The organism is Vibrio harveyi NBRC 15634 = ATCC 14126 = KCTC 12724 (assembly GCF_001591145.1).
Lineage (GTDB): Bacteria > Pseudomonadota > Gammaproteobacteria > Enterobacterales > Vibrionaceae > Vibrio > Vibrio harveyi.
Map to the genome: position 1 here is coordinate 1 of NZ_BCUF01000055.1, position 12,329 is coordinate 12,329.

The following is a 12,329-nucleotide window of genomic DNA, read 5'->3' on the forward strand; positions in this document are numbered from 1 at the left end:
AAGCGAGACTAAGAATCTGCTATCAGCGCTCTAGGGCTTTGGGGCGTCCTCATCTAAGGAGCACGTGGAAAGTAGATTCTGAATCACGTTCGTTCCTCACTGTTCAGAATGACGAAAACCTAGGAACACTGTGCGTATAGTAACCTGGTAACTCAAAGTAAACCGTCATTCTAGCGAGCTCCAGCGAGACTAAGAATCTGCTACCAGCGTTCTAGGACTTTGCGAGCGCCGTGTTGTGCGAAGCAGAGATTCAATAAAAAACGGGAGCCTTAGCTCCCGTTTTGCTTTTCTATTTTTCGTTTAAGTGATTACCTGCTTAAGCGACGTGCTCCATCTGAGGGTAAAGCGGCTTTGCGGCTAATAGCTCTGGCTCAAAGTCGTCTACGTTGATGGTGTCTAGACGATGCTGCTCTGCTTCTCTCAACAGATCCGCTTCTTCTTGAGTGATTACACCTTGCTCTAAACCTTCTTGAGCGATCATATCCAAACGTAGGAATGGGCGGCGTTTGCCTTGCGCTTTACATACCTTGTCGAACACAGGCTCAGCTTGAAGAATCACAGACAGTGCTAGCTCAATTTTACCTGCTGCATTGTGCTCAGTTGGTTCTAGGTACTGACCACGACCAATGCGTGAACGTGTTGCACTTGGCGTTTGTAGAATACGAGCTACTTTGCTGTCTAGCTTATCACTTGGTGCTTTACGTACACGACCAAATGGCATGATCAATACACGCAGTGCGCGACCGATCACTTTATTAGGGAAGTTCGCTAGGAACTCATCAATCGCCGCTTCAGTCTGCTTCAAGCTGTCTTGTAAGCCCCAGTGTACTAGCGGTAGGTCTTCAACCGGACGACCATCTTGCTCAAAGCGTTTTAGGGTTGCAGAGCCAAGGTACAGCTGACTTAGAATGTCGCCAAGACGTGCAGACAGACGCTCTTTACGTTTCAATGAGCCACCTAGCACCGCCATTGAGATATCCGATAGCAGAGCAAGGTTTGCACTGTAACGGTTCAATTGCTGGTAGTAACGCTTAGTTGCATCTTTAGTTGGTGATGAGGAACCCAGACCATCACTTAGACCAAACCAGATACTGCGAACGAGATTACTCATGGTGAAGCTGACATGACCCGCTAGCGCTTTATCGAATTTCTCAACCGCATCGCCTGCGTCAGAGTAAGCCGCGTTCATCTCTTCAAGAACATACGGGTGACAACGAATCGCACCTTGACCAAAGATGATCATTGAACGAGTTAAGATGTTTGCACCTTCTACCGTTACCGCGATTGGCGCACCTTGGTAACCACGCGCTAGGAAGTTAGAAGGACCCATACAGATACCTTTACCACCTACGATGTCCATCGCGTCGATGATGCTTTGCTGCCCACGGTGAGTACAGTGATATTTCACGATAGCCGAGATAACCGAAGGTTTTTCACCAAGGTCAATACCAGCTACAGTTAAGTTGCTTGCCGCATCCATAACGTAAGCATTACCACCTAGGCGCGCTAATGGTTCTTCTACGCCTTCCATATGACCGATAGGTTGTTTGAACTGACGACGAATACGCGAGTAAGCACCTGTCGCCATCGCGGCAGTTTTGATTCCACCAGTTGAGTTAGAAGGCAGTGTGATACCTCGACCAACTGACAGACATTCAACCAGCATACGCCAGCCTTGACCTGCCATTTTCTCGCCACCAATAATGAAATCCATCGGAACGAAAATGTCTTTACCGCGGGTTGGACCGTTTTGGAATGGTACATTAAGCGGGAAGTGACGATTGCCGATCTCAACGCCTTTTAGGTCCGTTGGAATAAGCGCACAGGTGATGCCCAACTCTTTTTGGTCGCCTAGCAAGCCATCAGGATCACGCAGTTTAAAAGCAAGACCAAGTACCGTTGCGACAGGAGCAAGAGTGATGTAGCGCTTGTTCCATGTTAAGCGCATACCAAGCACTTCTTCGCCTTCCCATTCGCCTTTACATACAATGCCGTAATCTGGGATTGAGCCTGCATCGGAACCTGCTTCTGGGCTAGTTAATGCGAAACATGGGATTTCTTTACCTTCAGCAAGACGGGGTAAGTAGTGGTTTTTCTGCTCTTCAGTGCCGTAGTGTTGCAGTAGTTCACCAGGACCTAACGAGTTTGGAACACCAACGGTAGATGACAAAACGCCAGAAACGCCGGTTAGTTTTTGTAATACCAAAGATTGAGCGTATGCAGAGAACTCAAGACCGCCGTATTTCTTCTTGATGATCATGGCGAAAAACTTATTGTCCTTAAGGTATTGCCACACTTCTGGTGGTAAATCTGCAAGTTCGTGTGTTACCTGAAAGTCACTAACCATGGCGCACACTTCGTTTACAGGACCGTCTAAGAAGTCTTGCTCTTCTTTACTTAATTTAGGAGCTTTGATGGCATGAAGTTTTTGCCATTCAGGTTTGCCCTTAAATAGTTCTGCTTCCCACCACACTGTACCTGCGTCTAATGCTTCTTTTTCGGTTTGAGACATAGCAGGTAGGACTTTCTTAAACAGAGCAAGTGCTTTGCGGCTAATGAGGGATTGGCGAATGCTAGAAACCGCGAACACTGCAACGGCAAGAACGTAAAGTACCCAGCCAATAAAACCAACTGAGCCTGCGATAGTCAGTGCTAGCATGGCAGCTGTTAGCAGGCTGACGGATTTCACGAGTGACATTCTGTGGTAAAGCGTAATGCCTAACACAACTGTCATCGCTACGATTGAGAGCAAGATGTCCATATGTTTTTTCCTTCTCAGACTTTAATTATGTTGTACGTCTGTATTTTGGTAAGAGGTCTAACCAGTTCTCATAAGTGTAATCAAAATATTAAAGAAATGTAAAACACAACATTGAGCAAAAAGTGATCTAAGTAGAGTTAAAATTCTAAAGTTGAGAGTTGGGTGATGATTTCATAAGCAAGTTAGCAAGTTTATTACCGTGAAGAATCCAAATCTTGTGGTTCGCTATCGACACTAATTCTCGTTTGTGGGTAAACTCAGAGTAATGAAATGTGCAAGGCAATTGCCTCATCAGCACAATTTGCTAAGCGAGAGGCTCAACCTCACTGTTTTGGCCGAAATAATAAAGAGAACGTCTTATGTACCAAGATCTGATTAGAAGTGAATTAAACGAAGCTGCTGAAGTTCTGAACAAGTTTTTAAGTGATGATCACAACATCGCGCAAATCGAAGCAGCAGCGAAAATGATTGCTGATTCTTTCAAGCAAGACGGTAAAGTTCTGTCGTGTGGTAACGGTGGTTCGCACTGTGACTCAATGCACTTTGCAGAAGAACTAACAGGTCGCTACCGTGAAAACCGTCCAGGTTATGCTGGCATCGCTATTTCAGATCCAAGCCACCTTTCTTGCGTAAGTAACGACTTTGGCTATGATTTTGTCTTCTCACGTTACGTAGAAGCAGTGGGTCGCAAAGGTGATGTTCTATTCGGTCTATCGACTTCTGGTAACTCAGGTAACATCTTAAAAGCGATTGAAGCAGCCCAAGCAAAAGGCATGAAGACGATTGCGCTAACGGGTAAAGATGGCGGTAAGATGGCCGGTCTTGCAGACATCGAGATCCGCGTACCGCATTTCGGTTATGCAGACCGTATCCAAGAAGTACACATCAAGATCATTCACATCATTATTCAATTGATCGAAAAAGAGATGGAATAAGATTTACAACTAAGCTGAATGATGGCTTAGTTGTGTTTTAAGGTAAGGAGTTCGTTAAACCATGTGTGAATTGCTCGGCATGAGCGCAAATGTTCCAACCGATATTTGTTTCAGTTTTACTGGATTGATGCAGCGCGGTGGTCGTACTGGTCCGCATCGTGATGGTTGGGGAATCACTTTTTATGAAGGAAAGGGATTCCGCACTTTCAAAGATCCAAACCCAAGTTGTGACTCAAAGATTGCTGAATTAGTGCAAAACTACCCGATAAAAAGTCGCGCAGTAGTGAGTCATATTCGCCAAGCTAACCGAGGTGGTGTGAATCTGGAAAACACCCATCCGTTTACGCGTGAGCTTTGGGGGCGTTACTGGACTTTTGCACACAATGGTCAGCTGACCGATTACCAAGATTTGTACACAGGGCGTCACCGTCCGGTAGGGCAAACTGACAGTGAAATGGCATTTTGCTGGCTATTAAAGCAGATGGAAGATAAGTATCCTGAGCCTCCTCAGGATATGGAAGCGGTCTTTATCTATGTCGCTGAATGTTGCGACAAGCTAAAAGAGAAAGGCGTGTTCAATATGCTGCTCAGCGACGGTGAGTTTGTGATGACTTACTGTACCAACCATTTGTATTGGATTACCCGTCGAGCTCCATTTGGCAAGGCCGCTCTGTTGGATGAAGATGTAGAAATCAACTTCCAAGAAGAGACGACACCAAATGATGTGGTTTCTGTGATTGCAACTCAGCCGCTTACTGGCAATGAAACATGGCATCGCATGAAGCCGGGCGAGTACGGTTTGTTTCACGTTGGGGAATTGGTATTGAACAATGCCAAAGCTCTGGAAGATGTTCCATTTGCTGCACCGAAGCCAGGTAACCAAGCGCCGACTGAACCGTTGGAGTGATGGTTTTTGACAATGAACATCTAGATAAAGCTCGCTTAATCGCGAGCTTTATTTTTATGCGCCTTAAACCGAAGGCGGGTACAGATGAGCATTTTTACTTCCTAGCGTATTGATAATAGATTCCTAGTCTCGCTAAGGCTCGCTGGAATGACGTAAATAATTGAAGTGAAATTGATTTTTCTTTGCCTGCAGCGTCATTCTGAACGACGAGGAACGAGTCAGATTCAGAATCTACTATCCGAGTGTTGTATTGCTAAGGTGGTGTCAGGGACTTTTTAGGTTGTTAGTTTTGGTTTCTAGTTTGACAACGGCTTCATTGAGCCAAGCTTATAAGATTTAAAATAACAAAAGGCAGCCTGATGGCTGCCTTTTTGCGTTTGGAATTTGGTATTCAGAATTACTCGTCAGCGTAGCCGTGTTCACCAAGCTCAAAACCATCAAGAAATGCTTTGCCATCTTTCATGGTTAAGCGCTCTTCTACTAACCACTTAGTCACCATTGGGTAGATCTTGTGCTCTTGAGTTTGAACGCGAGCGGCTAGAGTATCGGCATCGTCGTCTTCAAATACTGGCACTTTTGCTTGCAATACCACAGGTCCGCCGTCTAATTCTTCTGTCACAAAGTGAACACTGGTGCCGTGTTCTTTGTCGCCTGCATCAATCGCGCGCTGGTGGGTGTGTAACCCCGGGTACTTTGGCAGAAGAGAAGGGTGGATGTTGATCATCTTGCCCAGATAGTGGGAAACAAACGCGCTGCTCAAAATACGCATGTAGCCTGCGAGCACAATGACGTCTGGTTGGTACTCATCGATTTGCTGCATCAGTTCAGCATCAAAGTCTTCGCGTGAATCAAATGCTTTTGGATCGACAAAATGGTCGTTCACATCAAACTGCTTTGCACGTTCTAAACCATAAGCGTCAGCTTTGTTGGAGAATACGGCTGCGACTTGTGCATTTGGCATGTTGTCTTCGCAAGCTTCCAAGATAGCTTGCAGGTTACTGCCGTTACCTGAAATGAGGACCACTATGTTTTTCATGATATTGAGACTGCCTTGATACTGTAGGTTTGACGTGCGTAATTGCTAAATTACCTACTATTAGAATGGTTTTCGATGTTCCAGATAGCAGAATGAGGACTATATCCCCAAATGACTTCATTAGGCTGGATTCAGAGCTTTGTCACCAATTCTAGTTCAAAGAAAACAACGCAGTGGAATAGTAAGCTTTTTCCAAGTTGTTTGACGATGAAATCGTATTGGTGACATGCTCCCGAAGGGCGAGCTGTATTGGCTTGTATACTTTGTTAACGATTTTTGATTTAGAACCACTAGATCTTCAAATCGTTGTCGCGCCTACAAACCAATTCATTCTCGCTGAACCAGCATTTAGAAGTTATTTGGGGATAACATCCTCATTCTTTTTATTTTTTGAGCTTGATTCGCAAGTTATTGGATTTCGACTTGCTCTTCATTGGCTTCTGCTTGAGCAATTTCACCAATCACCCATGCGTTTTCGCCTTCTTCTTTAAGAAGTGAAACTGCTGCGTCCGCTTGGTCTTTTGGTAGTGCAACGACTAGACCAACACCACAGTTGAACGTACGGTACATCTCGTGTGTTTCAACGTTGCCTTTCTCTTGTAACCATTTGAAGATGATTGGCCATTCCCAGCTGTTACCATCGATAACGGCTTTGGTTCCTTCAGGCAGTACGCGTGGAATGTTTTCCCAGAAACCACCACCAGTGATGTGAGAGATCGCGTGGATATCGTGTTTCTCAATCATCTTAAGTGCTGATTTGATGTAAATCTTAGTTGGTTCTAGAAGGTGTTCGCCAATAGTGCGACCTGCTAGCTCTTCGTTCTTATCTGCGCCAGAAACTTCTAGAATCTTACGGATAAGCGAGTAACCGTTCGAATGTGGACCGCTAGAGCCAACTGCGATAAGTGCATCACCAGCAGCTACTTTAGTACCATCAATCACATCTTCTTTTTCCACTACGCCAACACAGAAGCCTGCAACGTCGTAGTCTTCGCCTTCGTACATGCCTGGCATTTCAGCGGTTTCACCACCGATAAGTGCACAGCCTGCTTGAACACAGCCATCAGCGATACCAGAAACTACATCTGCCGCTGTGTCTACATCCAGTTTGCCTGTCGCGTAGTAATCTAGGAAGAATAATGGCTCTGCACCTTGAACGATTAGATCGTTTACACACATTGCCACTAGGTCAACGCCAATAGTGTCGTGCTTGTTCATATCCAGCGCTAGGCGAAGTTTTGTACCTACACCGTCAGTACCAGAAACCAGTACAGGCTGTTTGTATTTAGTTGGTAGTTCACACAATGCGCCAAAACCGCCGATACCACCCATCACTTCAGGGCGACGAGTACGCTTAACCGCACCTTTAATACGATCTACAAGCGCGTTGCCTGCATCAATATCTACACCAGCGTCTTTATAGCTAAGAGAAGAGTTGTTACCACTCACAGGGAAGTCCTCGGTTTTTAAGTTGGATATGAAAACGGCGCTATTCTACCAGTGGTTAAATACAGATAGCAAACGTTTGCGTCGGTTTTTTTCTTTAGTGATCTATCCTGATATCCCTGCAAAAATCATGTATAATCTGAAGGTTTGTTTAAATATTGCCAATAAAGCCGGAGATGGAAATGAAAGTTGTTGAAGTTAAACACCCTCTAGTAAAACATAAAATCGGTCTAATGCGAGAAGGTGACATCAGCACGAAGCGTTTTCGTGAGTTAGCGACAGAAGTCGGTAGCCTACTTACTTACGAAGCGACTGCAGACTTTGAAACAGAGAAAGTAACCATTGAAGGTTGGAATGGTCCTGTAGAAGTTGACCAAATCAAGGGTAAAAAAGTAACAGTAGTGCCAATCTTGCGTGCAGGTCTAGGCATGATGGATGGTGTTCTAGAGCACATGCCAAGCGCGCGTATCAGTGTTGTTGGTATCTACCGCGATGAAGAAACACTAGAGCCAGTACCATACTTTAACAAGCTTGCTTCTAACATCGATGAGCGTATTGCTCTAGTTGTTGACCCAATGCTTGCAACAGGTGGTTCTATGATCGCGACTATCGACCTTCTAAAAGAGAAAGGTTGTCAGGCAATCAAAGTACTTGTTCTTGTCGCTGCTCCTGAAGGTATCGAAGCGCTAGAAAAAGCTCACCCAGACGTTGAGCTATACACTGCTGCAATCGATGAGAAGCTAAACGACAAAGGTTACATCGTTCCTGGTCTAGGTGACGCTGGTGACAAGATCTTCGGTACTAAATAAGCGTTATTGCTTTTACTGAATTGAATAAATAAAGGCTTGGTGAAAACCAAGCCTTTTTTGTCTCTGCTATGTGGAAGCTAGAAGCTAGATATGAAAGTGATAACCGCGCGACTCAAATCAATTAAGCCGCACGATAAATTACTTCGCGTTGTCTTCTTCCATCTGTGCATTATCCACCACGTGGTTTTCACCAAGATCGTGTGGTAGCACAAGGTTAAGAATGATAGCCACGATACCACACAGGCTCACACCTTGTAGGCTAAACTCGCCAATACCGAAAGCCATGCCACCGATACCAAATACCAGTGTTACTGCGACGATCACTAGGTTACGTGATTTGTGCAGGTCCACAGTGTTTTTGATGAGCGTGTTTAGACCGACGGTTGCGATAGAACCGAACAATAGGATCATGATGCCACCCATGACCGGAACAGGGATCGTTTGTAGAATGGCTCCGAGCTTACCCACTAAGGCAAGTACGATTGCCGTGATCGCCGCCCATGTCATGATCACAGGGTTAAAGGCTTTAGTCAGCATCACTGCGCCCGTTACTTCGCTGTAAGTTGTATTTGGTGGAGCACCAACCATAGAAGCCGCAATTGTTGCCACCCCGTCACCCGCAATGGTGCGGTGAAGACCAGGTTTCTTCAGGTAGTTTTTACCCGTTACGTTTGAGATAGCCAGCATGTCTCCTACGTGCTCTACCGCTGGTGCGATCGCAACTGGGATCATGAATAAGATAGCGTTGATGTTAAACTCTGGCGCCGTGAAGTTTGGCATGGCTAGCCAAGCAGCTTGAGCTACTGGAGTGAAATCAACCACACCATAGAAAAGCGAAACAGAGTAACCCGCTAAGATACCGCCGACGATAGGCACCAGTTTTAGGAAGCCTTTCGCGAATACACTCAGTGCGATGGTCGTTAGCAATGACACTGCTGAAATGATAACTGCAGCATCACCATTTACGAGTTGGATGGCACCGTCACCGGTTTTACCTACCGCCATGTTTACTGCTGTTGGTGCCAAACCAAGACCAATGACCATAATCACCGGACCTACCACAACTGGTGGTAAAATTTTATGGATGAAGCCGACACCACGCACTTTGATCATCGCACCAAGCGCGACATAAACCAAACCCGCCGCCATTAAGCCGCCCATAGTCGCACCGATACCCCAAGTTTGGATACCGAACATAATAGGAGCAATAAACGCAAAAGAAGAGGCAAGGAAGATAGGAACGGAACGTTTAGTTATTAGTTGGAAAAGAAGAGTACCGACACCAGCACCAAACAGAGCAACGTTTGGGTCAAGACCAGTAAGAAGTGGTACTAATACGAGAGCACCAAAAGCGACAAAGAGCATCTGAGCGCCTTGTAACGCGTTTTTCATAATAATTCCCTATTTCAAAGATACGCAGACAAATCCGGCGAATCTTATCATCTGGCAATCGATTGCAATGTTGCCTAGATCAAACTTTTGTGTGGATTTATAAGGTCGACGAATGTTTAGTTTCACTTCCGTGTTTTAACTTGGTCAGAATACAGACAATTCACTCAGTACTCTTCTTGCTCACGGTTTGATAGTTGCTTATCATGCGGGTTCTTGTTCAGAGGATTATGAAAACTATGCGCTATTTAGCTCTCTTATTGATAGGTTGGTTGTCTCTGCCAGTTTATGCATTAACTCAGGTAGATATCTATCGTGCCGAAGTGGCGATCGACGGTGAGCAAAAAGACGGCGAAGAGCTCGCTCGTCAACAAGGTATGCAAGATGTGATTGTGCGTGCGACAGGTAGCCAATCTTCCCTTAGCAACCCGGTAATAAAGAAAGCAGTGGGTTCAAGTTCTCGCTACATTTCTCAGCTTGGTTATGGTCAGCTTGATGGTCAAAGCAGTTTAAAGATGCTGTTTAATAGTGGTCAGATTCGTTCACTACTGACTCAAGCGCAATTACCATTATGGTCTCCAAACCGTGCCAACATCTTAGTTTGGATGGTAGAAGAGCAGGGCTATGATCGTACGATCACTTGGGAGCATTCAGACTCAACCAGTGCTGCTGCACTGCGCGCTGCGGCTGAATCTCGAGGCCTACCAGTCACTATGCCTGTGGGGGACTTTGATGATGTTACGGGTGTTAACGTGTCTGATTTGTGGGGGGGCTTTGTAGACCCAATCAGCCAAGCGAGTCAGCGTTACCCTGTTGATGCTGTGCTAGTGGTGCGTGTGCAAGGCGATAAAATTCGCTGGACGCTATATGACCAATCACCAGCGCAACTTGCTCAATCGCAACAGTCACCTCGCAGTGGCTCAGCGTCTGGTGCAAATGCAATCTCCGCCATGATGGGTGGTATCGCAGACTACTACGCGAAGAAGAGTGCTGTTGTGGTATCAAGCAAATCATCTGAAGCGATTGATGTGAAGGTATTAGATGTCGCATCAGCGATGGACTTCTTTAATCTTGAGAACTCATTGACGAAGCTAAACTCAGTTGCGGGTACTGAAATCAAACGAATTCAAGGCAATCAAGTGACGTTAACGATTCACTTGTTGGCATCTCAACAAGCGTTTGAACAAGAAGCGTCTTCTATCCGTTCACTTGAGATTACCGAAGACCCGCTTGAGAATGTAGAGCCGTCAGCACCAGCCCAGCTTCCTGAGGAAGTTGTTCAACCAACGCAATTGCCAGCGGAAACAACAGAAGATCAAACCGCTCAAGTCGTTGAGCTCGATACGGCAACGGAAACAAATGTGGCAACTGAGCCGGCATCAATCACACCTGCTGTTGCACTACAACCAGCGCCAAAGCAGTACGATCTGATCTACAAATGGAATGCTCCAGTTCGCACGAAAGCCGAGCCAGTAGAACAAGATTCTGAAATCGCGCCAGTATTGGAAACGGATGTGGTTGAAAACCTAAGTTAAGGTTTATTCAAAACAAAAAAGAGTCGCTTAGTGCGACTCTTTTTTTTAGTGGTTCTATGACTGGAGATGTGATGAAGCTAGTTCAGCTTGAAGCGCCATGTCCCTGTAATTGTTTCGCTTCTATTTATTGAACTTCGCTTTTTCTTCTTTTTCGACTTGAGATAAGCGTTTTAACTTCAGACCCAACTCTTTACCACGTGCTCGGGCAAACAAAATGTTACCTGCAAAGCCGAGTGAGGTAAGGAGCAACTCTACTGCGGCCAACCAACGCTCACCATCGTCAACATACAAAATCGTCAACGCATGCAAGAAATACAGCATCAGAACGAAGTTTGCCCAAGCGTGTGTGTAGGGTTTGCCCGCTAAAATACCAGGAAGTGGCAACAATAGAGGTATACACCAAGCAATCGCCAATGTAGTGCTGCTTAGATGTGGGTGAGGGGACAACGCCAGTTGCCAAATCGCAACCCAAGCCAATAACGCCAAATTGCCAAACAGCGCCATGTAGCGATAGGTTTGAGTGCGTGTGCTAAGAGGTGGTTGGTCAATAATGTCAGACATCGATTTACTTATCCTTGAGCTTACTGACTTCCTTTGAGCTTTTTCGCTGTGGTTGCCAGTCGTTTTCCTAATTGTTGTGCGAGACGAATCTCTTCTGCCGTGAGACTTGGCTCTTGTCCTACACTGCTTGCGCCATAGGGTGTGCCTCCTGATTGCGTGGTGTGCAGTTCTGGCTCTGAATAAGGGATTCCTAATACCATCATGCCGTGATGCAATAATGGGGTCATCATGCTTTGTAGCGTGGTTTCTTGACCGCCATGCATGGAAGACGAAGAGGTAAACACACAAGCTGGCTTATCGATAAGGTCGCCATTCACCCACAAAGGTGTGGTTTGATCCCAAAAGTGCTTGAGCGGCGCTGCCATGTTGCCAAACCAAACTGGGCTGCCAAATGCGAGACCGTCGCACTGCTTCAACTCATCTAGAGTAGCAATTGGATCAGAAGGGGTATGTGAGTGAGGTGACAATTCTTCAACTGTACGTAAAATCGCTTCGCAATGAGGAGTCGACTCGACTCCTCTTGCTATTTGTCTTGCCAGTTGTTTTGTCGAGCCATGACGGCTGAAATACAAAATGAGGATCTGGCAATCCATTTACAGAATTTCCAAAACTTGTTCTGGTGGGCGACCGATTTTTGCTTTCCCATTTGCAACTACTACTGGGCGTTCAAACAGTTTCGGGTTTTGTGCCATCGCTTCGAACAGTTGCTCATCACTGACAGAGGCTTCTCCCAGTGCCAGCTCTTTGTACATGTCTTCTTTGGTACGCATCATTTCGCGTACGGAAGAGAAACCAAGTTGAGCATAAAGCGCTTTCAGTTGTTCAACATTAAGCGGTGTATCAAGGTATTTAACCACTTCCGGTGTTACGCCATTTTGCTCAAGCAGTTCAAGTGTTTGACGGCTCTTTGAGCAGCGAGGGTTGTGATAAATCACGACTGACATGGTTTT

The 12,329-nt window shown here is 45.7% G+C and carries 11 protein-coding genes; 4 read left to right on the forward strand and 7 right to left on the reverse strand.

Going from position 1 to position 12,329, the window contains the following annotated elements; translation table 11 throughout:
* Positions 1-316 precede the first annotated feature (316 nt).
* A complete protein-coding gene (gene fadE, locus VHA02S_RS21325) occupies positions 317-2,761 on the reverse strand; it encodes an acyl-CoA dehydrogenase FadE (protein ID WP_017189239.1) in 2,445 nt (814 codons plus the stop codon).
* 359 nt (positions 2,762-3,120) lie between these two features.
* On the opposite strand from fadE, the gene lpcA reads away from it, so the two are divergent.
* Both lpcA and VHA02S_RS21335 read left to right on the forward strand, forming a co-directional pair.
* Positions 3,121-3,696 carry a D-sedoheptulose 7-phosphate isomerase gene (lpcA, locus tag VHA02S_RS21330; RefSeq protein ID WP_005436835.1) on the forward strand — a complete coding sequence of 192 codons (576 nt, stop codon included), beginning with the start codon at positions 3,121-3,123 and terminating at the stop codon, positions 3,694-3,696.
* Between the two features lie 61 nt (positions 3,697-3,757).
* On the forward strand, positions 3,758-4,603 hold the full coding sequence (locus VHA02S_RS21335) for a class II glutamine amidotransferase (protein ID WP_005445320.1): 846 nt from the start codon (positions 3,758-3,760) through the stop codon (positions 4,601-4,603).
* A 397-nt stretch (positions 4,604-5,000) separates the two neighbouring features.
* Here VHA02S_RS21335 and purN read toward each other — a convergent pair whose 3' ends face one another.
* Together purN and purM are read right to left on the reverse strand one after the other, a co-directional pair.
* Entirely contained in the window at positions 5,001-5,639 is a 639-nt protein-coding gene (gene purN / locus VHA02S_RS21340; protein ID WP_005445321.1) for a phosphoribosylglycinamide formyltransferase, read from the reverse strand.
* Between the two features lie 408 nt (positions 5,640-6,047).
* Complete coding sequence (gene purM, locus VHA02S_RS21345) at positions 6,048-7,088, reverse strand: phosphoribosylformylglycinamidine cyclo-ligase (protein WP_038899092.1); 1,041 nt, start codon at positions 7,086-7,088, stop codon at positions 6,048-6,050.
* A gap of 179 nt (positions 7,089-7,267) precedes the next feature.
* Between purM and upp the strand changes: the two genes are divergently transcribed.
* Positions 7,268-7,894, forward strand: coding sequence for a uracil phosphoribosyltransferase (upp, locus tag VHA02S_RS21350; RefSeq protein WP_005445324.1), 627 nt, complete (start codon positions 7,268-7,270; stop codon positions 7,892-7,894).
* A 138-nt stretch (positions 7,895-8,032) separates the two neighbouring features.
* On the opposite strand, the gene VHA02S_RS21355 is transcribed toward upp, so the two are convergent.
* Entirely contained in the window at positions 8,033-9,286 is a 1,254-nt protein-coding gene (locus VHA02S_RS21355) for a uracil-xanthine permease family protein (RefSeq protein WP_038899091.1), read from the reverse strand.
* Positions 9,287-9,522: 236 nt separating this feature from the next.
* Between VHA02S_RS21355 and VHA02S_RS21360 the strand changes: the two genes are divergently transcribed.
* On the forward strand, positions 9,523-10,818 hold the full coding sequence (locus VHA02S_RS21360) for a DUF2066 domain-containing protein (protein WP_038899090.1): 1,296 nt from the start codon (positions 9,523-9,525) through the stop codon (positions 10,816-10,818).
* A gap of 120 nt (positions 10,819-10,938) precedes the next feature.
* Here the strand turns inward: VHA02S_RS21360 and VHA02S_RS21365 are convergent, their stop codons facing one another.
* From VHA02S_RS21365 to arsC, 3 genes are read right to left on the reverse strand one after another with little or no spacing between them, the layout of a single operon-like run.
* A complete protein-coding gene (locus VHA02S_RS21365; protein WP_009698621.1) occupies positions 10,939-11,379 on the reverse strand; it encodes a DUF2069 domain-containing protein in 441 nt (146 codons plus the stop codon).
* 20 nt (positions 11,380-11,399) lie between these two features.
* The gene (wrbA, locus tag VHA02S_RS21370; RefSeq protein ID WP_005445329.1) at positions 11,400-11,972 is read right to left on the reverse strand and encodes an NAD(P)H:quinone oxidoreductase; all 573 of its coding nucleotides are present in this window, start codon (positions 11,970-11,972) and stop codon (positions 11,400-11,402) included.
* Positions 11,973-12,323, reverse strand: a complete 351-nt coding sequence (gene arsC / locus VHA02S_RS21375; protein ID WP_038899089.1) for an arsenate reductase (glutaredoxin) — start codon at positions 12,321-12,323, stop codon at positions 11,973-11,975.
* Positions 12,324-12,329 lie beyond the last annotated feature (6 nt).

Bases quoted from the DNA above. Each gene is read 5' to 3' on its own strand.
- upp (WP_005445324.1), top strand. From the start codon at position 7,268: ATGAAAGTTGTTGAAGTTAAACACCCTCTAGTAAAACATAAAATCGGT.
- purN (WP_005445321.1), bottom strand. From the start codon at position 5,639: ATGAAAAACATAGTGGTCCTCATTTCAGGTAACGGCAGTAACCTGCAA.
- lpcA (WP_005436835.1), top strand. From the start codon at position 3,121: ATGTACCAAGATCTGATTAGAAGTGAATTAAACGAAGCTGCTGAAGTT.
- VHA02S_RS21360 (WP_038899090.1), top strand. From the start codon at position 9,523: ATGCGCTATTTAGCTCTCTTATTGATAGGTTGGTTGTCTCTGCCAGTT.
- arsC (WP_038899089.1), bottom strand. From the start codon at position 12,323: ATGTCAGTCGTGATTTATCACAACCCTCGCTGCTCAAAGAGCCGTCAA.
- VHA02S_RS21365 (WP_009698621.1), bottom strand. From the start codon at position 11,379: ATGTCTGACATTATTGACCAACCACCTCTTAGCACACGCACTCAAACC.
- VHA02S_RS21355 (WP_038899091.1), bottom strand. From the start codon at position 9,286: ATGAAAAACGCGTTACAAGGCGCTCAGATGCTCTTTGTCGCTTTTGGT.
- fadE (WP_017189239.1), bottom strand. From the start codon at position 2,761: ATGGACATCTTGCTCTCAATCGTAGCGATGACAGTTGTGTTAGGCATT.
- wrbA (WP_005445329.1), bottom strand. From the start codon at position 11,972: ATGGATTGCCAGATCCTCATTTTGTATTTCAGCCGTCATGGCTCGACA.
- VHA02S_RS21335 (WP_005445320.1), top strand. From the start codon at position 3,758: ATGTGTGAATTGCTCGGCATGAGCGCAAATGTTCCAACCGATATTTGT.